Source organism: Truepera radiovictrix DSM 17093, from assembly GCF_000092425.1.
In the GTDB taxonomy this organism is placed as follows: Bacteria; Deinococcota; Deinococci; order Deinococcales; family Trueperaceae; genus Truepera; species Truepera radiovictrix.
In genome coordinates this window covers 132,022-157,402 of sequence record NC_014221.1, presented here as the reverse complement: position 1 = coordinate 157,402, position 25,381 = coordinate 132,022, and the positions used below count along the sequence as shown (strand labels likewise).

21 protein-coding genes, 1 tRNA gene and 1 pseudogene are annotated in these 25,381 nt (G+C 68.1%); 11 read left to right on the top strand and 12 right to left on the bottom strand.

Going from position 1 to position 25,381, the window contains the following annotated elements:
* Nucleotides 1-44: 44 nt before the first annotated feature.
* Entirely contained in the window at nt 45-1,382 is a 1,338-nt protein-coding gene (locus tag TRAD_RS00700) for an FAD-dependent oxidoreductase (protein ID WP_013176657.1), read from the bottom strand.
* A gap of 39 nt (nt 1,383-1,421) precedes the next feature.
* Here TRAD_RS00700 and lysA point away from each other — a divergent pair, with 39 nt between their 5' ends.
* Nucleotides 1,422-2,579, top strand: coding sequence for a diaminopimelate decarboxylase (gene lysA / locus TRAD_RS00695; RefSeq protein ID WP_013176656.1), 1,158 nt, complete (start codon nt 1,422-1,424; stop codon nt 2,577-2,579).
* Between the two features lie 99 nt (nt 2,580-2,678).
* On the opposite strand, the gene TRAD_RS00690 is transcribed toward lysA, so the two are convergent.
* The 5 genes from TRAD_RS00690 to glyA form a co-directional block, all read right to left on the bottom strand.
* Entirely contained in the window at nt 2,679-4,130 is a 1,452-nt protein-coding gene (locus TRAD_RS00690; RefSeq protein WP_013176655.1) for a TrkH family potassium uptake protein, read from the bottom strand.
* Between the two features lie 55 nt (nt 4,131-4,185).
* Nucleotides 4,186-7,497: an alpha-amylase family glycosyl hydrolase gene (locus TRAD_RS00685; protein ID WP_013176654.1), complete on the bottom strand. Its 3,312-nt coding sequence runs from the start codon at nt 7,495-7,497 to the stop codon at nt 4,186-4,188.
* Between the two features lie 332 nt (nt 7,498-7,829).
* On the bottom strand, nt 7,830-8,126 hold the full coding sequence (locus TRAD_RS00680; protein WP_013176653.1) for a hypothetical protein: 297 nt from the start codon (nt 8,124-8,126) through the stop codon (nt 7,830-7,832).
* A gap of 146 nt (nt 8,127-8,272) precedes the next feature.
* Nucleotides 8,273-8,349, bottom strand: a tRNA-Met gene (locus TRAD_RS00675).
* Nucleotides 8,350-8,417: 68 nt separating this feature from the next.
* Nucleotides 8,418-9,662, bottom strand: coding sequence for a serine hydroxymethyltransferase (gene glyA, locus TRAD_RS00670; protein WP_013176652.1), 1,245 nt, complete (start codon nt 9,660-9,662; stop codon nt 8,418-8,420).
* A gap of 176 nt (nt 9,663-9,838) precedes the next feature.
* Here glyA and TRAD_RS00665 point away from each other — a divergent pair, with 176 nt between their 5' ends.
* On the top strand, nt 9,839-10,762 hold the full coding sequence (locus TRAD_RS00665) for a diacylglycerol/lipid kinase family protein (protein ID WP_013176651.1): 924 nt from the start codon (nt 9,839-9,841) through the stop codon (nt 10,760-10,762).
* 3 nt (nt 10,763-10,765) lie between these two features.
* Here TRAD_RS00665 and TRAD_RS00660 read toward each other — a convergent pair whose 3' ends face one another.
* The 5 genes from TRAD_RS00660 to TRAD_RS00640 form a co-directional block, all read right to left on the bottom strand.
* Nucleotides 10,766-12,286, bottom strand: a complete 1,521-nt coding sequence (locus TRAD_RS00660; RefSeq protein ID WP_013176650.1) for a tripartite tricarboxylate transporter permease — start codon at nt 12,284-12,286, stop codon at nt 10,766-10,768.
* Nucleotides 12,287-12,727 (bottom strand): tripartite tricarboxylate transporter TctB family protein, encoded by a 441-nt coding sequence (locus tag TRAD_RS00655; protein WP_013176649.1) that lies wholly within the window; start codon nt 12,725-12,727, stop codon nt 12,287-12,289.
* Between the two features lie 5 nt (nt 12,728-12,732).
* Nucleotides 12,733-13,515, bottom strand: coding sequence for a Bug family tripartite tricarboxylate transporter substrate binding protein (locus TRAD_RS00650; RefSeq protein WP_221401622.1), 783 nt, complete (start codon nt 13,513-13,515; stop codon nt 12,733-12,735).
* Between the two features lie 372 nt (nt 13,516-13,887).
* On the bottom strand, nt 13,888-14,799 hold the full coding sequence (locus TRAD_RS00645) for an ABC transporter permease (protein ID WP_013176647.1): 912 nt from the start codon (nt 14,797-14,799) through the stop codon (nt 13,888-13,890).
* 27 nt (nt 14,800-14,826) lie between these two features.
* A complete protein-coding gene (locus TRAD_RS00640) occupies nt 14,827-15,681 on the bottom strand; it encodes an ABC transporter permease (protein WP_013176646.1) in 855 nt (284 codons plus the stop codon).
* 589 nt (nt 15,682-16,270) lie between these two features.
* On the opposite strand from TRAD_RS00640, the gene TRAD_RS00635 reads away from it, so the two are divergent.
* From TRAD_RS00635 to TRAD_RS00600, 9 genes and pseudogenes are all read left to right on the top strand, one after another.
* On the top strand, nt 16,271-16,954 hold the full coding sequence (locus tag TRAD_RS00635; RefSeq protein ID WP_013176645.1) for a GNAT family N-acetyltransferase: 684 nt from the start codon (nt 16,271-16,273) through the stop codon (nt 16,952-16,954).
* On the top strand, nt 16,951-18,303 hold the full coding sequence (locus TRAD_RS00630) for a flavin monoamine oxidase family protein (RefSeq protein WP_013176644.1): 1,353 nt from the start codon (nt 16,951-16,953) through the stop codon (nt 18,301-18,303). Before TRAD_RS00635 ends, TRAD_RS00630 begins: the two co-directional genes overlap by 4 nt.
* A 150-nt stretch (nt 18,304-18,453) precedes the next feature.
* A complete protein-coding gene (gene gabT / locus TRAD_RS00625) occupies nt 18,454-19,815 on the top strand; it encodes a 4-aminobutyrate--2-oxoglutarate transaminase (RefSeq protein ID WP_013176643.1) in 1,362 nt (453 codons plus the stop codon).
* Nucleotides 19,808-21,286, top strand: a complete 1,479-nt coding sequence (locus TRAD_RS00620; protein WP_013176642.1) for an NAD-dependent succinate-semialdehyde dehydrogenase — start codon at nt 19,808-19,810, stop codon at nt 21,284-21,286. The genes gabT and TRAD_RS00620 overlap by 8 nt, the downstream gene beginning before the upstream one ends.
* A 178-nt stretch (nt 21,287-21,464) precedes the next feature.
* Nucleotides 21,465-22,106 (top strand): DNA methyltransferase, encoded by a 642-nt coding sequence (locus tag TRAD_RS00615; RefSeq protein ID WP_041947078.1) that lies wholly within the window; start codon nt 21,465-21,467, stop codon nt 22,104-22,106.
* A 1-nt stretch (nt 22,107) separates the two neighbouring features.
* Entirely contained in the window at nt 22,108-22,638 is a 531-nt protein-coding gene (locus TRAD_RS00610; protein WP_013176640.1) for an ATPase, read from the top strand.
* Entirely contained in the window at nt 22,635-22,817 is a 183-nt protein-coding gene (locus TRAD_RS15545) for a hypothetical protein (protein WP_013176639.1), read from the top strand. The genes TRAD_RS00610 and TRAD_RS15545 overlap by 4 nt, the downstream gene beginning before the upstream one ends.
* A 254-nt stretch (nt 22,818-23,071) precedes the next feature.
* Nucleotides 23,072-23,716 (top strand): annotated as a pseudogene (locus TRAD_RS00605) (restriction endonuclease); the annotation flags it as partial.
* A 70-nt stretch (nt 23,717-23,786) separates the two neighbouring features.
* On the top strand, nt 23,787-24,746 hold the full coding sequence (locus TRAD_RS00600) for a D-2-hydroxyacid dehydrogenase (RefSeq protein WP_013176637.1): 960 nt from the start codon (nt 23,787-23,789) through the stop codon (nt 24,744-24,746).
* Nucleotides 24,747-24,781: 35 nt separating this feature from the next.
* On the opposite strand, the gene TRAD_RS00595 is transcribed toward TRAD_RS00600, so the two are convergent.
* A complete protein-coding gene (locus tag TRAD_RS00595; RefSeq protein WP_013176636.1) occupies nt 24,782-25,375 on the bottom strand; it encodes an antibiotic biosynthesis monooxygenase family protein in 594 nt (197 codons plus the stop codon).
* Nucleotides 25,376-25,381 lie beyond the last annotated feature (6 nt).

Sequence of the window (25,381 nt, the reverse complement as noted above, 5' to 3'; positions counted from 1 at the left end):
ACCTTATACCCTTTTGCCTTGACGAGGGGTCGGGCGCCCCGGCGCTAACCGAGCGCCGCGTTGGCCGCCACCGCCAAGGGGTCCCACACGTTGCTAAAGGGCGGGGCGTAGGCGAAGTCGAGGTCGGCGAGGTCCTGGAGCGTACCTTGGCGAAAGAGCAGGGCGGCGAGGACGTCGATGCGCTTGACCGCGTCGCCGTAACCGACGAGCTGCCCCCCCAAAAGCCGCCCCGTGCCCTCCTCCCAGACGAGCGTGACGTGGAGCGGGCGGTGGCCCGGGTAGTAGCTCGCGTGGTCGGTGGTGGTGATCTGGGTCTCCCGGGCGCTCAAGCCGTGCCGCTGCGCCTCGGCGAGGGTCAGCCCGGTGGTCGCGAACGCCCGCTCAAAGACCTTGGTGATGGCGGTGCCGACGATCCCCCGAAAGCGCGCGTCGCCGCCGCCGATGACGGTGCCGGCGACGCGGCCCTGGCGGTTGGCGGTGTCGCCGAGCGGGATCCAAGCGGGGCGCCCCGTGACGCGGTGATGCGCGGCGGTCAGGTCGCCCACGGCGAACACGCCGTCGCGGTCGGTGCGCAGCTGCGCGTCGGTCAACACCGCTTCGGCGGGGCCGAGGCGCAACCCGAGCGCGCGCGCCAAGGCGTTGTTGGGGCGCACCCCCACCGCGACGAGCGCCACGTCCGCCGGAAAGGTGCCCGCGCTCGTCACCACGCGCTCGAGCCGGCCGCGCCCCTCGAAGCCCAGCAGCTCCGCCGCCAACACCACCTCGGCGCGCGCGGTGACCTCCTCTAGGGCCAGCTCCGCGGGTTTGGGGCCAAACGGCAGCAGCAACCCCGCCTGGCGCTCGAGCACCCGCACGTCGAGCCCCGCGGTGACGAGCGCCTCGACCATCTCGAGGCCGATATACCCGCCGCCCACCACCACCGCGCGCGTCGCCCCCGCGGCGATCGCCTCACGCAGCGCCGCGGCGTCCTCGAGGCGCCGCATCACGTGCACCCCCGGTAGCGCCCGCCCCGGCACCTGCGGGCACACCGGCAGCGCCCCCGTCGCGAGCACCAGCGCGTCATAGGGGGCGCAGAAAGCCTCGCCCGTCTCGAGGTTGCGCCCCTTGACGCAGCGCCTTTCACCGTCGACCTCGGTGACCTCGTGGCGCACGCGCACGTCGACGCCGCGCGCGCGCATCGCCGCCGGCGTCCGGGCGATGAGGCGCTGAAGGTTGGGGACGACGCCGGAGGTCGCATAGGGGAGCCCGCACGCCCCGTAGGAGATGTAGGCGTTCCGCTCGAAGACGGTGACCTCGAGCGCGGGGTTTTGGCGTTTGGCCTTCGCCGCCGCGCTCATCCCACCCGCGACGCCGCCGACGACGACTAACCGCTGCGGTCTCACCCGCCCAGTCTAGCCCACACGGCGTGCTAGGCTCCCGTCATGGACCCGGGCCGCGCCGCGCTGCTGCACCGCATCGCCGAACGCTACAGCACCCCGACCTACGTCTACGACCTTGACGCCATCGGCGACAGGGTCGCGCGCCTGCGCGCGGCCTTGCCGACGGCCGAGCTCCTCTACGCCGTCAAGGCCAACCCCTGCGGCGCGGTGCTGCGGCACCTCGCGGCGGCGGGGCTCGGCGCCGAGGTGATCAGCGTGGGCGAGCTCGCGCGGGCGCGCCGCGCGGGCTTCCCGGAGGGGCGCATCCTGCTCGGGGGGCCGCGCCAGGACCCCCCCCTCGTCGCGGCGGCGTGGGGGGTCGGTTGGGTGAGCCTCGACAACCCGTCGCAGTGGCGGGGGTGGCAACGGTTCGCTGCTCGCGAGGGGGCGCCGCGCTTTCTGCTGCGCCTCAACCCCGGTCTGGACCCGCGCACGCACGAGCACCTCGCCACGGGCGCCGCTCGGTCAAAGTTCGGGATGCCCTTTGGCGAACTCGCCGCGCTCGGCGCGGCGCTCGGTGAGCACCTCGCGGGGTTTCACGTCCACATCGGTTCGCAGATCACCGAGCTGGGCGCCTACGAGCCGGTGTTCGCGCAGCTAGGGGCGCTGCTCACGCGCTTCCCACACGCCGACACGCTCGACTTAGGCGGCGGCTTCGCGGTGCCGGGGTTTGCGCTGCCCGAGTTCTCCGCGCGGGTGCGCGCGTTTCTGGCGCAGGTGCCCTTTAGGCGCCTGCTGCTCGAGCCCGGCCGCTTCTTGGTCGCCGAGAGCGGCGTGCTGCTGACGCGCGTGCTCCACGTCAAAGAGGGGCCGGTGCGCCACGTGATCGCCGACGCGGGCATGGCGGACCTGCTCCGCCCCGCCCTCTACGGCGCGCAGCACCCCGTGCGCGTGCTCGGCGCGGCCGATGGGGCGAGCGGCAGCGCCGACCTCGACGGCCCGCTCTGCGAAAACGCCGACCGCCTCGCGCGGGGCGTCGCGCTCCCCGCGCTCACACCGGGAACGCTCCTAGCGGTCGAACAGGCGGGGGCGTACGGGTTTGCGATGGCGTCGAACTACGCCTCGTCGCTCCGCCCCGCCGAGGTGGTCGTCGCTGGCGGTGAGGTGCGCCTCGCGCGGCGCCGCGAGACGCCCGACGACCTCGTGCAGCTCGAGCTTTGACCCCGGGTTCGCTGACCTCGCTTTGGCCCCGCGCGTTTTCGCCGGGGTGCGTGTCCCACACGCCACGAGCCACACACCACCTGCGAGACCAGCGCCGCGCTAGTAGCGCGCTCCTTTTTTCCGCGGCAAGTACCAGAAGTCGCGGTTTAAGAGCACGAACACCGTCACGACCTCGAGCCGCCCCGCGTACATCCCGAAAGTCAAGAGGCCCTTGCTCACGGGGTGCAGCTCGGCAAAGTTGGCCATCGGCCCCACCGCCCCCAGACCCGGCCCGATGTTGCCGATGCACGCCACCGCGGCGGTGAGTGCCGTCGTAAAGTCCTCACCCAGGACCGTCACGGTCCAGGTCGTGGCGGCAAACAGGAGGAGGTAGAGGGTGATAAAGGCGGCGACCGCCCGGATGACCTCCTCGCGCACCACGCGGCGGCCGACCATCACCGGTTTGACCACGCGCGGGTGCAGTGTGCGGCGCAGCTCGACCGCCGTGGCCTTGACCAGAATCAGCCAGCGGATCACCTTGATCCCCCCCGCCGCCGACCCCGCGCTACCCCCCACGAACATCAAGAGCACCAAGGTCGCCTGCGCCGGCAGGGGCCAACGCACGAAATCCGCCGAGGCGTAGCCCGTCGTGGTGACCATCGTGAGCGACTGAAACATCCCGTGGCGCAGCGCCTCGATGGGGGTGTAGAGCTCCCACAACGTCAGCGTGAGCAGAAGCCCCCCCACCCCGACGATCGCCAGGTAGGTCTGAAACTCCCGGTCGCGTAGGAGCGCTAGGGGACGCCCCACCACGAGCTGATACTGCAGGGCGAAGTTGGCCCCCGCGAAGACCATGAAGAGCACCGCCACCCAGTTCTGCGCGGGGGAGAAGCCCTCAAACGAGAGCGGGTGCGAGCTAAAGCCCCCCGAGGCGATCGTGGTCAGGGCGTGCAAGAGGGCGTCGTAGCGGCTCATCCCCGCGACCGCATACGAGAGGCCGCAGAGGAGCGTCAGCAGGAGGTAGACGAGCAGCACGGCGGCGGCCGTGTTGCGTAGGCGCGGGGTCAGGCGCTCTTCGGTCGGCCCCGGCACCTCCGCGAAGAAGAGCTGCCGTCCGGCCACGCCAAAAGGCGGAAACACCGCGATAAAGATCACGATGATGCCGACGCCGCCCAACCACTGCGTCAGCGCGCGCCACATAAAGAGGCTCGCGGGGACCTCGGCGAACGACACCAGCATCGTCGCGCCGGTCGTCGTAAAGCCGCTCATCGACTCGAAGACCGCGTCGAGCACGCTCAGCTCGAGCGTCACGGCGAACGGCACGCCGCCCAAAAGCGGCAGCAAAAGCCACAGCAAGAGCACGCCGATGAGCGACTCGCGGCGCCCGGGGTCGGCGTCCGAGCGCCCCAAGCCAAGAAGCGCCCCCCCCAGCGCGCCGCTGAGGAGGGCCATGGCGAGAAACCCGTCGGTGGGTTCGGCGCTCAGCCACGCGTACGTCGCGAAGACGAGGCCGAGGCCAGCGAGCCCGAGGAGCCCAACCCCCTGAACGTAGATCGTAAAGCGGCCGCGCACGCCGCCCACTCTACCGCTTTACACCGCCCTCACGCCTTTCATCCTGGCCGCCGCGCTAGTCGCCGAGCGGCACCGAGAAGGGCGTCTGGAAGTCGACGCGGCGGCTCGCGTCAAACCCCGCGACCGTGTTGCCGCTCGCCGGGGGCGTCGAACCCGCGTGCGGCGCGATGTCGCCGGCGCCGTAGCCGTCACCGCCGTAGATGCCGGCGTGGAGGTTGAGCGTCGCCGTGGGGCGGCTCGCGAAACCAAGAGCGCGCCACGGCAGCGCTACCTCGATGGTGTACGCCGGGCCGCTGCCCGCGGTCGCGGTGATCACCCCGTCGTCGATACGGGCGGCTTGGGTGCTCGAGCGCACCTCCCAGAGCTGCGCCGGGTCCCCCTGGTACTGCGCGACAAAGGCGTCGATGGGGTTCGCGAAGCTCGCTAAGCGCGGCCAAGCGTTGAGGTTCGCCACGCTCGTCACCCCGCCGTCACGCACGTCGAGGTGGATGATGGCCGAGTTGCCCGCCGCGCGGTAGCGGTAGCCCAGGTAGAGGTAGGTCGCGTCCCAGTCGACTAAAAGCTCCGAAAAGAGGTTGTCGGGGCCGAACCCGCCGTCATAGGGCGGGTTGATGAGCCGCGCGCGGGGCTGCGTCCAGTCGCCGAGGTCGCCGTCGATGGCGTAGCGCAGCCCGCTGCCGCCCAGGGTGAAGGTGAGCCCCGAAGCGGGCGCGCTCACACCGCTCAAGGTCTGCGACTGGCCGTCTTTACTCGCCGTGAGGTCCGTCGTCCCGCTGTAGGGCAGGTAGAACGACCCGTCGGCGAAGGTAAAGGCGTAAAAGCGCGCCGGCGTGTCGCTCGCCTCGACGAGGGCGCGCGTCGCCGGGGCGCCGTCGAGGGTCACCGTACCCGTAAACGCCGTTTCGGGAGCCGGGACGCTGATGAAGTTGTAGACCCCTTCGTAGGTCATCTCGGCGGCGTCTAGGTAGAGGGTGCGGTCACCTTGACCGAAGCCCTCGTACCCCGCGTTCTTCGCCCCCGGCGCGGCGTTGCCGAACTTGAACGCGAGCGAGCGGAAGCGCTCGAGGTCGGAGAGGGTGATCGTCCAGAAACCGGGCTGCCCCGCTACGGGCGTCATCGGCAGCCGCTCCTCACGGCCCGTGTCGAAGCGGCGGAGCTCGATCTGCGCCTCCCCCTGCGAGCGCGCGTCGACCGTCAGGGTCACCGTCGTCGTACCCGTCTCCTCGTCCTCGCCGGGGTCGCCCGCGACGGCGAGCAGCGTGCGCGGCGGGACGGTGCCGACCAGGAGCCCGGTATCGGTGATCGAGAGGTTATGCGCCCGACCCGTCACCTCGGTGAGCGTGGTAGAGAGCGCGAAGGTGCCGCGCAGCGGGATCCCGCCCGCCGAGAGGGTGGTGAGGTCGATGGGCGCGTCGCCGTTGTTGAGCACCGCGACGACCGTCCTCTCGCCCGCCAAGGTGCGGCGGAAGGCCATCACGGGTTCGCGCCCGTTGGGGCGCCACAGCTCGCGCTGCGCGCCGTGGGTCAGGGCGGGGTAGGCCGCGCGGGCAGCGGCGAGCGCGCGGAGGCGCGGGGCGAGCGGCGCGGGGGCGTCCGGCGCGAGCTTCACGCGGTTGCCCTCGAAAGGCCCGTAGCTGTAGGGGTCGCCGCGGCCGGTCGCGGCGTTTTCGGTGCCGTAGTAGACCGACGGGGTGCCGCGCACGGTGTAGATAAGTGACAGCGCCGCGTCGAGGCGTTCGCGCGCGTGCGCTTCGCTGACGCCGCGGCTCAGCGCCTCGGACATAAAGCGCGGTACGTCGTGGTTGTCGACGAAGGTCACGAGCCGCGTCGGGTCCTCGTACGCGCCGTCTTGGTCGAAGATGACCGCGACGTCGTCTAAGTTGCCCGCGGGGCTTGAGAGGTGGTCTTTGATGCGGAAGTAGAGCGGGAAGTCGAAGGCGGCGGGGAGCCCCAAGTCGTCTAAGTAGCGCGCGATAAAGCCGGGGTTGCCGTCGAAGAGCTCGCCCACGGTCCACACGCGCGCGGGGTCGCCCACCCCGCCGGGCGCGAAGAACTGCCGCCAGTAGTCGTCGTAGACGTGCTTGACGGTGTCCATGCGGATGCCGTCGATGCCGAAGTGCTCGACCCAGTAGTCGACGGTGGCGTTTAAGAAGGCCGTGACGTCGGCGCGGCGCTGGTCGAAGTCGGGGAGCCCCGCGAGCGGGCAGGCGACCACGGGGTCGCCGGCGGCGCAGTCGGCCTCATCGTGGAACCACTCGGGGCGGGTTTCGGTCAGCGTCGCCCCGTAACCGGTGTGGTTGACGACCATGTCCTGGATCACCCGGATACCGTGCGCTTGCGCCGTCGCGACGAGCTCGCGGTACTCCTCTTTGGTCCCTAGGTGCGGGTCGACCTGGAAAAAGTCCTCGGCCCAGTAGCCGTGATAGCCCGCGAAGCGCTTGCCGTCGTTCGGGCTACCCCCGTCGGTGACGGTGATCGCCGGCACCTGCAGGTAGACCGGGGTGAGCCAGAGGGCGGTAAAACCCATCTCCTGGAAGTAGCCGCTGCGGATCGCTTGGGTGAGCCCCGCGAAGTCGCCGCCGTGCCAACCGAGCGGGTTCTCGGCCTCGGTGGTGACCTCGTCGGCAGCGCCGGGGCGCCGCGCGCCGCTGTCGTTGGTGGGGTCGCCGTTTCTAAACCGGTCGGTCATGGCGAAGTAGATGACCTCGCGCCGCCAATCGGTGGGCTCGGGGCGCGCCACGGGCTCCGGTCGGCCGTACGTCACCGCGGCGACCGTCTCGGCGGCGGCCGCGACCGTCACCGTCTCGGCGGGGGCGTCGGGGACGAAGACCTCGCTGCCGGTCCAGACGCTGAGGCGCGTGACCGTGTAGCTGCCGGGCGTCAGGTCGCGTAGACGCGCGCTCTCGGTCAGGGTGACCTCGAAACCCTCCGGACCGAGCACCGTCACGTCGCTGGCGACCCCGTCGGGCAACCCCGTGACGCTCACGACGAGCTCCGCGCTCTGCGGCGCCGGGCGCGCGTAGCGAACCCCCACCCTGGCGGTCTGCCCTTTGGTGACGACCGCGCGCTGCGGGTCGACCGTCGGGGTGTAGGTCACCCCCAAAAAGCTGACGCCCTCGGCGCGCGTCGTGTAGGCCCCCGGCTGCAGGTCCCGCAGCGTCGTGCTGCGCGTGAGCACCTGACGGTAGCGCGCGGGCCCCGTAACGGTGACCGCTGCGGGCGTCCCCTCGGGCAGCCCCGTCACGCTCAGCTCGAGCGCCCCCAGCGGCTGCCGAGCCGGTTCGACCTGCGGCGCCTCCTGCTGCGCGCACGCGCCCAGCAGCGCCGCGAGCAGCGCACCCAGGACCAATCGCCTAAGCTTCCCCATACTCCCCCTCCTTGCACGGCCCGACCGAGGCGCTCTTAAGAGCGCTGCGGAAGGCTGCCGTTCGGGTTACATCGTTGTTGCCAGGGCAGCTTAACAAATCTCATGCGGTGCGTAAACACCCCGTGCCCGAGCGCTGGGCAGCGGCGTCTTGGCGCGTCCTCGCTCGAGCCCTACGAGTTGCCCGTAACAGCGCGCTTGAGGGCGAGGCTCGTGGCGCTGCCGGTCCCAGGGCCCTTGCGTGCAGTCAGCCGCCGTGAACTGCAAAAGCCGGAGCTTGGGACCAACCCAGCTCCGGCCGTGCACAGGGCGCGCGGGTAGCGGCGCGAGAGGCGTTACCTGCGCCGCCTCAACAGGTTCACGACGACGACGATAGCGGCGATAAAGACGAAGGCCGCGAGCAGAATGACGCCGAGGCCGATGGCGGTCGTCGCCTCCGCGTCGCCGGCCGGTTCGATGACCGGTTCCGGCGTCGCCTCCAAAGCCGGGCTCGCAGCCGGGTCGGCGGGCGCCGGTGCGGCGGGGGCCGTCGCCCCTTGCGGTGCGGGCGACCCCGCTAGAGCGAGCTGCGCCTGACTCAGCGGCAAGAGGAGCGCGACACTTAGCAGCAGGCGTGCGATGAGCTGATGCATAGACCCTCCCTCCCCAGAGTCTACAGAGGGGGGCACCGAGAAGAGCACAGCAGATCCCACAAATAGCACCGACAGGCCGCGCTCCTAGAGGGGACAAAAAGAGGGATCCCCGAACGTTCGAGGATCCCTTGGCCCAGTGGGCGGTTTGGTTGCGGGGATTGGATTTGAACCAATGACCTTCGGGTTATGAGCCCGACGAGCTACCAGACTGCTCCACCCCGCGGCGCAGCAAAAGTAAGTATAGCCTCCCCGGCTGCGCTATGTCAAGCCCTTGTCACCGGCGGCTCGGGGTCACGGCATGGGGAAGCGCTGCGCCAGCGCGGCCACCTCGGCGCCGACTACGCGGGGGTCTTCGCCCCGCAGCGTGCGGTCGATAGCGTCGGCAACCGCCACCATCTCCCTTTCCGTAAAGCCCCGCGTCGTCAGGGCGGGGGTGCCCAGGCGGATGCCGGAGGTGACCCACGGTTTTTCCGGGTCGAAGGGGATCATGCTCTTGCTGACCGTGATGCGCGCCTCGTCGAGCAGCTTGCTCGCCTTGTTCCCCGTCAGCCCCTGTGGGCGCAGGTCGACGACGAAGCAGTGGTTGTCGGTCCCCCCCGAGACGATGCGGTAGCCGCGCCCGGCGAGCGCCCCCGCGAGAGCCCTAGCGTTGCGGACGATCTGCTCGCTGTAGGTCTTGAATTCGGGTTGCAGCGCCTCGAAAAAGGCGACCGCCTTACCGGCGATGACGTGCTCCAAGGGCCCCCCTTGGGTGCCCGGGAAGATCATCTTGTCAAAGCGTTTGCCGAGCTCCGGGTCGCGGCTCAGGATGAGGCCGCCGCGCGGCCCGCGGAGCGTCTTGTGCGTCGTGGTCGTCACCACGTGCGCGTGCGGGACGGGGCTGGGGTGCACGCCGGCGGCAACCAGCCCCGCGATGTGGGCGATGTCCGCCATCAGGTACGCGCCCACCTCGTCGGCGACGGCGCGAAAGCCCGCAAAGTCGATCACGCGGCTGTACGCCGAAGCGCCCGCGATGATGAGTTTCGGGCGGTGCTCGAGGGCGAGTTGCCGCACAGTCCCTAGGTCGATCCGCTCGGTTTCCCGGTCGACGGGGTACCCGACGACGCGGTAGTTCATCCCCGAGAAGTTCACGGGTGAACCGTGCGTCAGGTGCCCGCCGTGGGCGAGGTCCATCCCCAAGACGGTGTCACCGGGCTCGAGGAGCGCGTAGTAGACGGCCAAATTGGCGCTGCTCCCCGAGTGCGGCTGCACGTTCGCCCAAGCCGCGCCGAAGAGCTCCTTGGCGCGCGCGATGGCGAGCTGCTCGACCTCGTCGACGACCTCGCAGCCGCCGTAGTAGCGTTTGCCGGGGTAGCCTTCGGCGTACTTGTTGGTCAACACGCTGCCGACCGCGGCCATCACCGCTTGGGAGGTAAAGTTCTCCGAGGCGATCAGCTCCAGACCGTCCCGCTGCCGCTCGAACTCGCGCTCGAGAAGCGCAAAGAGCGCCTCGTCGCGCCGGTCGGTGTTCATCTTGGGGGGGGTGCTCGTCGTCATGCCGAAGTATACCCACCCCGCGCCGCGCAGAGGGTTTTGGCGGCGAGGTGTGGCCTAAGCTACCGGCGACGAGGCCGACACAACCTAGCCCGTACGCACGTGTCAGGGACTCAAACCGGGTCTAACAGCGCTGACTATTCCACGCCGAGCGCGGCGCGGCGTATGCTCTTCAGAACGTGACCGCTACGAACAATACCGCTACAGGCCAGACCACGACCGACTACACCCTCTTCGTCAACCCGCGCGCGGGTCGCGGCGGCGCCCCTCGCCTCGCCGAGGCTGTGGCCCGCGTTTTACGGGCCGCCGGACGCCACTGCGACGTCGCCCTGCACCCGAGCCCCGAGGCGGCGCTCGCCCACGCCCAAACGCTCCCTCAGGGCACCGCCATCGTCCCGGTCGGCGGCGACGGCACCGTGAGCGCGCTCTTACCGGCGGCCGTCTGTACGGGGCGCCCCTTCGGCCTCGTCCCCGCAGGTCGGGGCAACGACTTCGCCTACGCGCTCGGCTGGCGCAGGTGGACACCCGAGAGGATCGCCGAACGGCTCCAGCGGGAGACGAGGGCGCTCGACGTGCTGCGCGTCACCCTAGGGGGCCGCACCCGTTACAGCTTGAACGGCTTCGGCATGGGCTTTGACGCGCAGGTCGCCGCCTACGCCGCCGAGATGCCGCGCTCGTTGGGGGGGTTTGGCAGCTACGCGGCCGGCGTGGTGCTCGCCTTTCGCGACCTGCGCCAGCAGGCGCTGACGGTCACGGTCGACGGCGCCGAGGTGTTCTCTGGCCTCAGCTTTTTAGGCGCGGTGATGAACGGTCGGCGCTACGGCGGCGGTTTTCACATCTCGCCCGAAGGGGAGCTCACCGACGGCCGGCTTGAACTCATCGTCGGCCGGGCGGTTGGGCGCGCCGGCCTCGTCCCGCTGATCGCGCGGCTCCTCTTCGGGCAGCACCTCAAGCATCCGCGGGTCGTCTACGCGCGGGGGCAGCGCGCCTCACTGCACTGGGCGGTCCCCGTCAAGCTGCACCTAGACGGCGACCTCCACCCGGCTACCGGCGACGTGCAGGTCGAGGTGGTGCCGAAGAGCGTCCGGGTGCTCGGGGCGTAGACGTTACTCCTTGCTGGCGTCGACGCCTGCCTCGAGCCCAACAGCGCGACGACGGTTGGTGACGAGTGGCAGCACGAGTGACAGTGCGACCAACACCCACAGCCCGACGGCCAAAGGTGTCCCGAAGAGCGCTCCCCAATCGCCGCCCGAGAGCGACAGCGCGCGGCGCAAATTAACTTCCATCAGCGGCCCTAAGACGAGTGCCAAGATAACGGGCGCGACCGGAAAGTCCGTTTTCCGCATGAGGTAACCCAGCACGCCAAAGGCCGTCATCAGCATCAGGTCGAACACGGACGAGTTGACGGCGTAGACCGCGATGTAACCGATGGTGGCGACCGCCGGCACGAGGATCCAGCGCGGCACCAACAAGATGCGGACGAAAAGGCCGATGAGGGGGAGGTTGAGAATCAGGAGCATCACGTTGCCGATGTACATAGACGCAACCAGACCCCAAAAGAGTTCGGGGTTGCGCTCGATAAAGAGGGGGCCAGGGGTTAGGTTCAGAGCCAAGAGCGCCCCCAAAATGACTGCTGTCGTGCCGCTGCCGGGTACACCCAAGGTAAGGAGCGGGATGAGCGCCCCTGAAACCGAGGCGTTGTTCGCCGCTTCGGGGGCGGCGACGCCGCGGATATCACCTTTGCCGAAGCTGCCTTGCCGGTCCACGAGGCGCTGCTCGACAGTGTAGGCGAGAAACGAGGCGATGGTCGCGCCGGCTCCCGGAAGCACTCCCACGAGAAAGCCGAGCACGCTCGAGCGCAGCATCACCCAGAGGCTCATTACCAACTCCCGCATAGACACCATGATCCGCCCGACCTTGTGCAGCCCCTCCTGGCCGAAACGACTGCTCTCAATGAGCGTCAAAACTTCAGACACCGCAAAAAAGCCGATGGTCACCACCACGAAGTCGAGGCCGTCGTAGAGCTCGAGCTGACCAAAGGTGTAGCGCGGGATGCCGGTACCGGGGTCGATCCCGACGCTCGCCAACATGAGGCCGAGCGCCGTGGCGATAAGGCCCTTGACGAACTGCTTGCCGGTCAGCGCTGAAAGGGTGCTAAAGGTAAAGACGATAAGCACAAAGTACTCGGCGGGACCGAAGCGGATCGCCCACTGCGCCATCAGGGGCGCCAGAAACATCAGCCCCACGACCGAGAGCGTACCGCCGACAAAGGAGGCGATAGCGGAGATCGCGAGCGCTGGCCCCCCCCGCCCCTGCTTAGTCATCTCGTAGCCGTCTAGAGCCGTGGCTACCGACGAGGCGGTGCCGGGGACGTTGAGCAAAATTGTGCTGATCGAGTTGCCGTACTGTGAACCGTAGTAGATGCCGGCGAAAAGGATGAGCATCGCGGTGGGGTCGAGGCCCAATACGAAGGTGATGGGGATGAGAATGGCGATGCCGTTGATCGGTCCGATCCCGGGGAGCATGCCGATCACGGTGCCCAAAAACACCCCGATAAAGGCGACCAAGAGGTTGAGCGGCTGCAGCGCCACCCCGAAACCGTTGCCGAGCGAACTAAGAACGTCCACCTAAATAAACCTCTCGAAAAGGCCGCCGACGGGCAGGTAGAGGTCGAGCGCCCAGACGAAGATGGCGTAGAGCGCGGCGGAGAACGCCAGTCCGGCGAGCGCGCTGCGCCACCACGGTGCCGCAAAAAACGCTCCGAACACGACGAAAAAAAGGGTTGTGGCGAAAATGAAACCGAGCGGCTCGAGGAGCAGCGCGTACGCTATAAAGGTCGCAACGGCCACCCCCAAAACCCCCCACACGGGGGCGGGGGGCCAAGGCTTATCGGGCTGCGGGCGCAGCAGGAGGTAGAGGGCCGAGGGGACGAGCAGCGCCGTTACAGCGAGCGGAAAGGCGCGCGCCCCCAGCGCGTCGGTAAAGTCTCCCGCACGGTAGCTTAACGCTTCGAGGCCGAAAAAAAGCGCTAAGAGGAGAAGCAAAAGGGCGGCGACGCGGTCGCTCACGGCTGCTACTCGGTGAGGTTGATCTGCTCGGAAAGTTCGCGGATGGTCTCGACCTCGTCGTAGACGAACGCTGTCATCTCTTCGCCGCCGCGCCAGAAGGGGGAGAGCCCACTCTGCTGGCGCACGGTCGCGTAGGCTTCGGACGCTTCGAGCTCCCTAAACGCTTCGACCCAGAAGGTATAAGCCTCGTCACTCGTTCCAGCGGGCATGTAAAAGCCGCGCCAGTTCGCCCCAACGACGTCGTAACCCTGTTCGGCCGCGGTTGGCACCTCGGCGAGGAGCCCGTCGGCGCGCTCTTCGGCGAGGATGCCGAGAACCTTGAGGTTGCCCGCTTCGATCTGCGGTAGCGCTTCGGAGACGTCGCCGGAAAACACCTCGGCGCGCCCCCCCAAAAGCTCGACGATGGCCTGACCACCGCTCGAGAACGACACGTAACGCAGAGCGCTCAGGTTCTCTAGACCCGCCGCCTGCGCCACGAGCAACACCTTGAGGTGGTCCCAGCCCCCGACGGCCGAGGCACCGACGATGCTGAGGCTCGCCGGCTCGGCTCGCAGCGCCTCCATGAGCTCCGTGAGGTCATCATAGGGGCTGTCGGGCGACACGGCGATGACGCCGTAATCCGCACCTAGAGCGGCGACCCAGCGCACGTCATCCTCATCGAAACCTGAAAACTGCCCCTGGGCGATGCGCGTGGTTGTGGCGGTCGAGGCGGCCACGATGAGGTTGTCGTTACCGCTCTGCTGACCGACGACGTGAGCGTAGGCGACGCCACCCCCTGCCCCTGGCATGTTCTGCGTTCTTAGGCGGCCACGCACAGCTCCGATGTCCGAGAGGAGCGTAGCGATGTTGCGGCAGGTAAAATCCCAGCCGCCGCCCGGGTCCGCTGGTGCGATACAAGTGGGATTACGTGGCGTAAAGCCTTGCGCTAACCCCAAGCCAAACACCGCTAAGGTGAAAACGAAGATCTGAAAACGTGCAAAGGGACCAAGAGCGCGCATAAAACCCCCTTTTGAGTGGATTGCCCGACTGCGCTCGAGCCACCCACCCCAACAAACTGCAGCATCTATGCCGCAACTCAACTCTATACGCCCTAGCTTATTTTCATGCCTTTTCTACACCACAACGGGTACACACTTCAATGCTCTAGCGGCACCGAGAGCTTATGCCTCCGGACGGCGCCGCTGCAGCAGCAGCGACCCCGCGACCAGCACGATCGACACGAGGATCATAAGCGCCGAGACCGCATTGATCTCCGGCGGCACGCGCTGCTTCAACAAGCCGTAGACGAACAGGGGCAGCGTGGTGGTGCCGACGCCCGCGGTAAAAAAGGTCACCACGAAGTCGTCGAGCGAGATGGTGAACGCGAGCAGCGCCCCGCCGAGCACCCCCGGCATGAGGTTGGGGAGCGTGACGCGCCAAAACGTCTGGAAGTGGTTCGCCCCGAGGTCGCGCGCCGCCTCCTCCAGGGTGGGGTCCATGGCGGCGAGGCGGGCGCGCACCACGACGGCCACGTAGGCGATGTTAAAGGCCACGTGGGCGATGATGATGGTGCCGAAACCGCTCACCAGGCGCACGCCAAAGAGGTTTTGCGCGGCGGCGAAGAGCGTGTTGAAAAAGACCGCCAGCGCCACCCCTTGGGTGATGTCGGGGATGATCACCGGCAGGTAGAAGAGCGCCTCGAAAAACCGCCGCCCCGGAAACGACCCGCGCGCCACGGCGAGGGCAAAAAGCGTGCCGATCACCGTCGAGAGCGCCGTGGCCACCCCGGCGACCAGCAGCGAGTTGCGCACCGAGCGCAAGAGCAGCTCCGTCTGAAAGGCGCCCCCACCGAGCCCGAGGAGGTTGCTGTACCAACGCGTCGAAAAACCGCGCCACACGGAGACCGAAGCGGCGTCGTTGAACGAGAAGACGATGAGCACCACGATGGGCACCCAGAGAAACAGGTAGGTGAGTACGGGGATGAGCACCAAACCGACCTTGCCCCAGCGCCGCAGCGCGAGATCGCGCCGCAGGCGCCCGCGCCCCTCGGCGTCCCCTGTAGGGTTCGGGGGGCGTGCCGTCCGCTCCGTCATCCTCGCCTCCTCACGACCGCCCCTAGGCTAGTCACGTCGCTCGCCGAAACGGGTGTAGACGAGCAGCCCCAACAGCACCACCACCATCAGCACCACCGAGATCGCCGAGCCGAGCGGGATGTTGCCACGCCCGCGGAACTGGCTCTGAATAAGGTTACCGATCATCAACCCGCGGGTACCGCCCAAGAGGTCGGGGGTGACAAAAGCGCCGATCGCCGGGATAAAGACGAGCATCGAACCCGCGACGATGCCGGGGAGCGTCAGGGGCAACACGACGCGCCAGAAGGTGTGCCAGTCGTTGGCGCCCAGGTCGCTCGAGGCCTCGAGCAACCGCTTGTCGAGGCGTTCGACCGAGGCGTAAACGGGCAACACCATAAAGGGGACAAAGCCGTAGACGAGCCCGAGCATCACCGCGAAGGGGGTGTTAAGCATCGTCAGCGGCGCCTGGATCACCCCGAGGTTTAAGAGCAGGGCGTTGAGGGGGCCTTCGCGGCCGAGGATCGTCTGCAGCGCGTAGGTGCGAACCAGAAAGTTCGTCCAAAAGGGGAGCAGGATGAGAAAGAGCAGCAGCTGCCGCGCCCGCGCGCTTTTGCGCGTGCTGATAAAAAACGCCACCGGAAAGCCCAGCAGCAAACAGACGAGGGTCGTGAGGCCGGAGAAGTAGAGGGTGCGCCAGATGACGGGCCAGAAGACGTCGAAGGTGCGCTCGTAGTGTTCAAGGGTCGTCGGAGGGACGGGCAACCCACCCGCGCCGCGCGTCTGAAAGCTCGCGTAGAGCACGAAAAGGAGCGGCAGCAGAAAAAAGGTGACGAGCCAGAAAAGTCCGGGCAGCGCTAGCAGCACGCTCGCCCCGGTACCGGTCCTTTGTACCCTACCCGCCAAGTACGCCTCCTCAGGCCGCGCGCGCCGGTGACGCCGTCACCGCGAGATGCGGCGCATCATACCGCATCCCGGCGGCCTCTGCTTGGAGGTCTCCCCCCAGCCGCGCGGGCGGACGCTCTTACGCGCTTTTCCCGCGACGGTGGTCGTGGTGCGCGCCCCGGAAGCCGAGCTCCGGTGTGGGGAGCAACGTGTGCGCCCCTACCCAAAACGCCCCGGGATGTGCTACACTGGCCTAAGACGAGCTGAAAGGGAGAGTGAAAGTTTCAAGACAACCCTAAAGTGTGAGTTAACCAAATGAAGCCGTTTGGGTTTCGGGAGGCCAAAACTCTCGCGTGAAGGTTGTGGAGAGACACTGGACGAGGCTGATACGCAAGACGTAAAGGCTAGCCGTCCCGCTTTGTTTTTCCCATCTCTTACGAACTCATACCTCCAACGTTTAGGGCTTTGTCCGAACGACGTTATGAGAGGCTCACGAAGTTCTTTATCGCAGATATATCAGGATCGTCTACCCCCCCTTACCCAGGTACGAAGCAAAAAACGCATCTCTCTAACCCCCAAGCAGACGCCGCGTCAGCTCACCTACCACGTCGTGCAGGCGCGGCCTGAGCACGGCGCCGGCATCCACGAGGTCATCTGCCGCGCGAACGGTTTTCCCATCGGGACGCGCGGCTGCGCGTCCGAAGCGGAAGTCGCGCAGATGCTGCGGCGCTTCCCCGAAGGGCAGTTCGTCGTCGTCACCGACACGCCAGGGGGCGAGCGGGTGATCGGCGTTGCGCTCGCGATGCGCACGGACTACCCCCCTTCGGCGCGCCCCTTAAGCTGGTCGGCGATGATCGGCGACCTCACGCTCCCCAACCACGACCCCGAGGGGCGCTGGCTCTACGGCGTCGACAAGGCGGTGCACCCCGAGTTTCAGGGGCGCGGCGTCGCCTCAGCGCTCTACAAGGCGCAGTTCGCGCTCGTCGAGGCGCTGGGGCTCGAGGGGATGTACGCCGGCGGGATGCTCAAGGGCTACGGGCGCTACCGTGACGTCATGTCGGTGCGCGAGTACGCCGCCAAGGTTATCGCCGGTGAGATTTTCGACCCGACGGTGAGCGTGCAGATGAAGCGCGGCTTTAAACCCTGCGGCGTCATCGAGGACTACGCTTGGGACAGCGACGCCGATCACGCGGGGATGCTGATCGTGTGGCGCCCGGAGCGCGCGGCAAGAGCGGCGCACCCGGCCCCCCAGGGGCTCCCCGCAGCGGGGCCACAACCAAGCGCCCGTCTATGAGGGTGCTCGTGCTGGGCGCGGGGGTCGCCGGGCTCGCGGCGGCGCGCGCGCTCAAGGAAGCGGGCCAACAGGTCATCGTCCTCGAGGCCAAAGACCGCCTCGGGGGCCGCACCTACACGAACCGCGACTTCGCCTCGGTGCCGGTCGAGTTCGGCGCCGAGTTCATCCACGGCGAGCGCGCCGCGACCTGGGAGCTGGTGCGCGCGCTCGGCCTCGAGACGCTCCCCTGGCCCAAGCAAGACGACTCGCTCGTGCGCCTCGAGGACGGCCGCCTCCTCAGCATGCGCGAGGCGCGCTCGCAATGCCCTGACTTCGACCTCACCCGCTCGTGGGCGCTCCCCGAGGTCGACGCGCTGCCCGGCGAGGATTTTCACAGCTACTTAAGACGCATCGGTTTCTCCGCCACGCAGCTGCGTTACGTGCGGCGCTCGTTCGCCAACGCGTGCGGTGAATCGATGCGCTTTTTAAGTGCGCGGGCCGTGCTGGAGGGCTTGCGCGAAGGGGGCGAGGAGAGCGGTTCCGAAGACTTCCGGCTGCTCAGCGGCTACGACGCGCTCGTGCGGGCGCTCGCCGCGGGGCTCGAGGTGCACCTGCACGACCCCGTCACCGAGGTGCGCTGGTCGCCGGGCACGGGGGTGCACGTGCGCACCCTGGGGGAGGAGCGCTACGACGCCGAAGCCGCGATCATCACCGTACCCCTAGGCGTCCTTCAGGCGGGGGCGATCCGCTTTTCGCCGGAGCTCCCCGACGCGAAGCAGAGCGCCCTGTTGGGCCTCAAGATGGGGCCGGTCATCAAACTGGTCTACCGCTTCGCCGAGGCGCCCTTGCCCCCGCACGTCATGGCGCTCTATAGCCGCCTCAACCCGCCCATGTGGTGGTCGCCGTCGTTCGGCCACACGCCCCCTGCGCAGGAGCACGTCTGGACGGCGTTCGTCTCCGGCGACTGGGCCTCCGAGCTCCTCTCGCTGGGCGAGGCGGGGGCGCTAGAGGCGGCCTTGGCGTCCTTTCGGAGCGAACTCGGCCGGCCGGAGCTCACCCCCCTAGGCGCCCGGCTCGTCAACTGGCCCGACGACCCCTACACGCGCGGCGGCTACTCGTTCGTGCTCCCCGGCCATGACGGCGCCCGCGAAAAGCTCGCCGCGCCGACACCGCCGCTCTTCTGGGCGGGCGAGGCCACCGAACCCGAACACCGCGCGGCGACGGTGCACGGGGCCCTTCTGAGCGGCCGTCGCGCCGCCGCCGAGGTCTGCGCCCACCTCGCCCGAAGCGCCCACCGCGGCGGCGCGCGCGCACCCGACCCGGTGCCGGAGCGCGCCGCCCACGCCGAGCGGCCTCGAGCCAGGAGCTAGACCCCTCGGGACGCGCCTCGCGTCGAGGACGCACAAGCCGTACAATACGTGCCACCAACGAGGCGTCGGGGTGCTCTAACGCGTCTTGTAGCTGCCGCGCGCACCGGCGGCAGACTCAGCAGCGCGACCGGCGCACCATCAGGGAGGCTTATGGGAACCATCCGTCTCATCACCGAACTGCCGGGGCCGAAGAGCTTGGAGCTCACGCGCCGCCGCGAAGCCGCGACCGCGCGCGGGGCCGCCAAGCTGACGCCAGTGGCCGTCGCGCACGCCCACGGCGCCGCCGTGACCGACGTCGACGGCAACACGCTTTTGGACTTTGCCGGCGGCATCGGGACGTTAGCGGTCGGGCACACGCCAGCGGGGGTCGTCGGGGCGCTTAAAGCGCAAGCCGAAAAGCTCGTACACCTGTGCGCCATCGTCGGCACCTACGAACCCTACGTCGCGCTCGCCGAACTGCTGTGCGAGATCGCCCCCGTAAGCGGCCCCAAAAAAGCGGTGCTCTTAAATAGCGGCGCCGAAGCGGTCGAGACGGCGGTCAAAGTCGCCCGCGCGCACACCGGCCGGGCCGCCGTGGTCGTCTTCGAGGGGGCGTATCACGGGCGCACGAACCTGACGCTCGCCATGACGAGCAAGTACGGGCTCTTTAAAAAGGGCTTCGGCCCCTTTGCACCGGAGGTCTACCGGCTGCCGTTTCCCAACCTCTTCCGCCGCCCCCCGGGGATGAGCGAGGCGGCCTTTGTCGAGGAGGCGATCCGCGGGCTCGAGCGCGCCTTCGTCGCGCACGTCGACCCGAGCGCGGTCGCGGCGGTGGTCATCGAACCGGTACAGGGCGAGGGCGGCTTTCTCCCCGTCCCCGCGCCCTTTTTGCGCCGCCTGCGCGAGCTCTGCACGGAGCACGGGATGCTGCTCGTCGCCGACGAGATCCAGTGCGGGATGGGGCGCACCGGCAAGCTCTTCGCCGTGGAGCACTACGGCGTCGAACCCGACCTCGTCACGGTCGCCAAGTCGCTCGCGGCGGGGATGCCGCTCTCGGCCGTGGTGGGGCGCGCGGAGGTGATGGACGCGCCGCACCCCGGCGGGTTGGGCGGCACCTATAGCGGCAACCCGCTCGCGTGCGTCGCCGCCTTGGAGGCCGTGGCGATGATTCGCGACGAGGCGTTTTTGCGGCGCGCGCGCGAGGTGGGCGAGCGGCTGCGGGGGCACCTCGAGGGGTTGCAGCGCGCGTTTGACGCCATCGGCGACGTGCGCGGCCTCGGGCCGATGCTGGCGCTCGAGCTCGTCCGCGAGGACGGCTCCCCCGACCCCGACGCGGTGCAGCGCGTGACGGCCGAAGCGCTAAAGCGCGGCCTCATCGTGCTGCGCGCCGGTCTCTACAGCAACTGCCTGCGCTTTCTGCCCCCCTTAAACCTCTCCGACGACGAGCTGGACGAAGGGATGGCGGTGCTGCGCGAGGCGTTCGCCGCGGCGTTCGCGCCCAAAGAGCCCCAGGAGGTGGTGAGCGGTGACTAACACCCTGAACGCGGGGATGAACGCGGAGACGGAGCAGGGCTTTGTCTTTAAACAGCTCATCGGCGGGGCGTGGGTGGACGCCGCCGGGGGCGGCACCTGGGAGCTGATCGACCCGGCGACCGAAGGGCTGATCGCGAGGGTGCCCTTCGGCGGCCGCGAGGACGCCGAGGCGGCGGTGGACGCGGCGGCCGCCGCCTTTCCGGCGTGGGCGAAGCGGACGCCTTACGAGCGCGCCGAGGTCTTAAACCGCGCGGCCGCCTGGATCCGCCCCCGCGTGGCGGCGCTCGCGCGCGTCTCGACCGAGGAGTCGGGCAAACCGCTCGCCGAGGCCAAAGCCGAGTGGACGAGCGCCTGCGGGTACCTCGAGTGGTTCGCGGGCGAGGGGGTGCGCGCCTACGGCCGCGTGATCCCGGCGCGCGCGCCGGGCCGCCGCATCACCGTCTTGCACCAGCCGATGGGCGTCATCGGCACCATCACCGCCTGGAACTTCCCCGTCTACAACCTCGTGCGCACGTGGGCCGCCGCCCTCGCCGCCGGTTGCACGGTGGTCGGGCGGCCCTCCGAGTACACCCCCCGCAGCGCCATGCTGCTCGCCCGGGCGCTCCAAGCGGGCGGCGCGCCCGACGGCGTCATCAACGTCGTAAATGGCGACCCGGCGGCGGTCGCCGAGGTGATGATGGCCGACCCACGCGTCCGCAAGGTCGCCTTTACCGGCTCGCCGCGGGTCGGCAAGCTCCTCATGGACCAGGCGAGCAGGACCGTCACACGGCTCTCGTTGGAGCTCGGCGGCAACGCCCCCGTCATCGTCTTCGGCGACGTCGACGTGGAGAGAGCGGCCAAGAGCGCCGTGACCTGGAAGACGCGCAACTGCGGCCAGGTCTGCGTCGCGCCGCAGCGCTTTTACGTCCACGAGAGCCTCTACCGCGCGTTTGCCGAGCGGGTCGCCGAGCTGATGGGCGCGCTCAGGCTCGGTCACGGCTTAGACGAGAGCACGCAGGTCGGGCCGCTCATCAACGAAACGCAGCGGGAGCGCGTCGCGGACCTTGTGGCGCGGAGCGTGGCGGCGGGGGCGAAGCTGGAAACAGGCGGTGAACGCCCGGCGGGGCAGGGCTACTTCTACCGGCCGACGGTGCTCAGCGAGGTCACGCCGGACATGCCCGTGCACACCGAGGAGGTGTTCGGCCCCGTGATGCCGCTCATCCCCTTTAGGGACGCCGACGAGGTGCTAGGGCTCGCCAACCGCAGCGAGTACGGGCTAGCGGGCTTTGTGCTCACCAACGACCTCAACACGAGCGTCCGCATGAGCGAGGGGCTCGAGGTCGGTCTGGTGTGCGTCAACGACTGGCTGCCCGCGACCCCCGAGGCGCCCTTCGGCGGGGTCAAGGGGAGCGGGTTCGGGCGGGAGACGGGGAGCGAGGGGCTCTTGGAGTACATGGAGACCAAGACGGTCTTTACGGGTGGGGTGGGGTAGCGCTGTGTTCTAACCCGAAACCGTAGAATGAGATGGTCGACAGGCGCGGCCCAGCCGGAACGCCTCTTCCGGCTCACCTATCAAGGATCGTAACGGTCCCAGAGCGGCAAAAACCCGCGGGCCCCCTGTGCCTTGCCACAACACTCATCAGAAAGCCGTTTCATCGATGTGTGCACCAGTGAAGCTCGTCAAGTCCAAACAACGCGTCGCCGACCACGGGGAGGTCTTCACCCCGCCCTGGCTGGTCGCGGCGATGCTCGACCTGGTGAAGGGCGAGACCGAGCGCATCGACGCCCGCTTTTTGGAGCCGGCCTGCGGCAGCGGCAACTTCCTGGTGGAGGTCTTGCGCCGCAAGCTCGCCGCCGTGGAGCTTAAGTACGGCCGCTCCGACTTTGAGCGGCGGCACTACGCGCTCTTCGCCTTGATGTGCGTCTACGGCATCGAGCTTTTGGCCGACAACATCGCCGAATGCCGCGCCAACTTGCTAGAAATTTTCGCCGACTACTTGAACCTGGACGCTTCAGACGACCTCTACCGCGCCGCGTCCCATGTGCTGGCGCAAAACCTGGTGCACGGCGACGCGCTCAAAATGCAAACCCATGAAGGTGCGGCCATCACCTTCGCCGAGTGGGGCTACCTGGGCCGAGGCAAATATCAGCGCCGCGACTTCCACCTCGACACTCTCACCATGTCGTCCACCTTCAGTGCCGAGGGTTCGCTCTTCGCTAGCCTGGGCAAGCACGAAATTTTCAAGCCGACGAAATCCTACCCGCCGATGACCATCAAGGAATTGGGCGAAATGGGCAGAGAAGGCGCGTGAGATGCCGGGAGGTGCGTCGAGGGAGAAAATCATCATCATCGCTGGGCCAAACGGCGCGGGCAAAACCACCTTCGCCCGTTCGTTCCTGCCCGCCGAGGCTGGGTTGCCGCGCTTCATCAACGCGGATTTGATCGCGGCAGGCCTCGCGCCGTTCGCACCGGAGACAGCGGCCATCAAGGCCGGGCGGCTCATGCTGGAAGAAATCGAACGGCACACGCAGCGCGGTGAAAGTTTCGCCTTCGAGACTACGCTCGCCAGCCTGAGCTACCTTCGGCGCATCAAAGCGTGGCGCGCTCAGGGCTACCGGGTCAATCTGTTCTTTCTGATGCTGCCCAATGTGGAGACCGCCCTCGCCCGCGTGGCCGAGCGGGTGCGTCAGGGCGGGCACAGTATCCCTGAAGCCGTCATCCGCCGACGCTTCACGTCAGGCCTCCGCAACCTGCCACACTACCGGCAGGCGGTAAGTAAATGGGCAATATACGACAATAGCGGAACGGAGCCTGTCCTACTGGAGTGGGGAGAAAACCAATGACACAGCAGGAGCTTTCTCTGGCGAAAGATCCGGACTTGCGCGGCTCGCTTGCTGCTCTACGCCGCGCGGCGGCAATGGCGCGCCAAACGGCCATTCAGACCGATACGGCAATCGTCGTGGTAAAGGATGGCAAACTGCTGCGCATTTCTGCCGCTGAGCTGCGCGCAGGCAAGCGGTGAACGGCAAGGCGGCATTCTCGTTGCGGGGCCGCAACCCCGACGTTTTAACGTGCATCGCCAACCTCTCCAACGACGAGGTCTTCACCCCGCCCGAGTTCGCCAACCGCATGCTGGACACGCTCGCCGAAGCGTGGGCCGTAGACCACGGCGGTGCCAACCTCTGGGCAGACCCCGCCGTGCGCTTTTTAGACCCCTGCACCAAGTCGGGCGTGTTCCTGCGCGAAGTCACCCGCCGCCTCACCGAAGGTTTGGCGGGCGCGAACATGACGCAGATAGACGCGGGCGGCATCCTCGACATCGCCATGGCGGGTACCTCAGCGACGCTCTTAGCCCGCAAGTGGGAGTCGGCGCTCTTAGTGAATGTGGATAACGACACCCTGCGGCGCATCCTCGAGAATCCCGAAGCGCTGGCCGCCGTCGAGCGCATCGAGGGCTGGCGCAGCTTGGGCGACAACATCCTAGAGACCATCATCAACAAGAGCGAGAAGATTAAGGAACTGAAGAGCAAAGGCAAAGAGCGCGAGCTCACACCCAAGGAGAAGAAAGAGCTGTCTGACGAGGAGAAGGAGTATAAGAGCAAGCGCAAACAGCTTCAGGAGAAGCTCATCAAGTTCGCCACGCGCATCCCGGCGTTTATGTACCTGACCGACTTCCGCGAGAACACGCTCCAGGACGTTATCACCAAGCTCGAGCCCGACCTCTTTCTAACGGTTACCGGCCTGACCGTAGAGGACTTCCACCTGCTCGTGCGCCTGCGGGTCTTTAACACTGAGCAGATGAATCAGGCGGTCTTCGCCTTTCGGCGCTACGAGGACGCCTCACTGCGCTACACCGGTATTGAGAGCCACGAAGAGCTCACCTACTACGGCCTTTATGACACCGTGGTGGCTAGGGAGTAAAAGAAGGGTTCATGGTGTGTCAGCGCCCAAGCAGCGTCAGTAGAACGACAGTAAAGTAGACTCGAGCCTCATGAGGGTTCTTCTCGTCGGCTTTTCCGAAGACCGCTTCTCACCCGAGCAGCGCGCGGCCATCCTGGGGGCGGCCGAGGGCTTAGAGGTCGTCTTTACGCGCGAGCGCGCCGAGATCACAGCGCGCCTAGAGGACATCGAGGTGGCTGTTGGCTCCTTTCCCCGCGACCTCATGAAGCGCGCCCCGCGTCTGCGCTGGTTTCAGCAGTGGGGGGCGGGGGCGGACTGGCTCCTCAAGCACCCCGAGCTGGTGGCGAAAGACTTCGTGCTCACCAACGTCTCGGGCATCCACGCGGTGCCGATTAGCGAGCACATCTTTGCGTACTTGCTCGCCTTTGCGCGCGGTCTTCCCAAGGCGCTGCGCGACCAGGCCGCGCGCCGGTGGCCCACAGACCGTGGTGCCTTTTTCGAGCTTCAGGGGCAGACGATGCTGCTCCTCGGCACGGGCGCTATCGGCGCGCGCACCGCGCAGCTCGCCCAAGCGTTTGGGATGCGCGTCGTCGGGGTGCGGCGCAACCCGGACCGACCGGTGGCGCACGTCGACGAGATGGTCGCGCTTAGCGACCTGCACGCGGCCTTGCCCGAGGCCGACGCCGTCGTCTTGACGCTGCCTTTAACCCGCGACACGCGCCACGTCATCACCGAGGGCGAGCTGCGGCGGATGAAGGGGAGCGCCCACCTCGTCAACATCGGGCGCGGCGGGCTCGTCGACGAGGGGGCGCTCGTGCGCGCGCTGCAAGAGGGGTGGATCGCCGGCGCCGGTTTGGACGTCTTCGAGGAGGAGCCGCTGCCGGAGAGTTCGCCCCTCTGGGAGCTGGAGAACGTCATCATCACGCCGCACACCTCGGGCGACACGCCGCACTACGACGCGCGGGCGCTCGCGATCTTCCTCGAGAACCTGCGGCGCTACCGCGCCGGCGAGCCCCTCACGCACGTGGTCGACAAAGCGCTCGGGTACTAGCCGTAGCCCGTGGGTGATGGGCCACAGGCTGCGCGCTACGCTTCGGAGGCGCTCGCGTAGGGCGCTGCGGGTTTGACGAGCACCTGCGGGTAGACCTCGAGCCTCACCTCGCCCGTTTCCCCCACCGCGCCTTCGTAGTGCTCGGCGGCGGCGAGCGCCCAGCTGAGGTCGCGCCACACGTCGAGGAGCACCCACGGTTGGCCGGCGCCCATGGGGGTCAGGGGGAGCCCGCGCTCTGAAGCGCTGCGCGGCGGCTGCGCCCCCTGGGGGCGCACGCGGCACAAGCTCACCACGCCGGCGTTCAGCTCGGGGAGCGGGGCGGAGGTGGTGTAGAGCTCGAGCTCGCGCCGCCGGGAAAAGGCCTCGGGGGGGAGGCGGTTGGGGCTCTGGGGGCTGTGGCTCCGCTTAAAGGCGTCCGACTGCACCCAGCGGCGCAGGGCGGCCATGTCCTCCCACAGCGCCACCGAGACGTGCGGCAGGTCGCCGCAGCGGGGCACGAGCATGCAGCTGCGCAAGAGCCCCGCTGGCGGGGCGTGCGCGTGGTCGGAGGGCTCGAGCCCCAAAAAGCGCCGGCGCAACCGCTCGGCCCAGGGGTCGTGGAGGTAGAACCGGTTCATGGCAACGATCATCGTCTC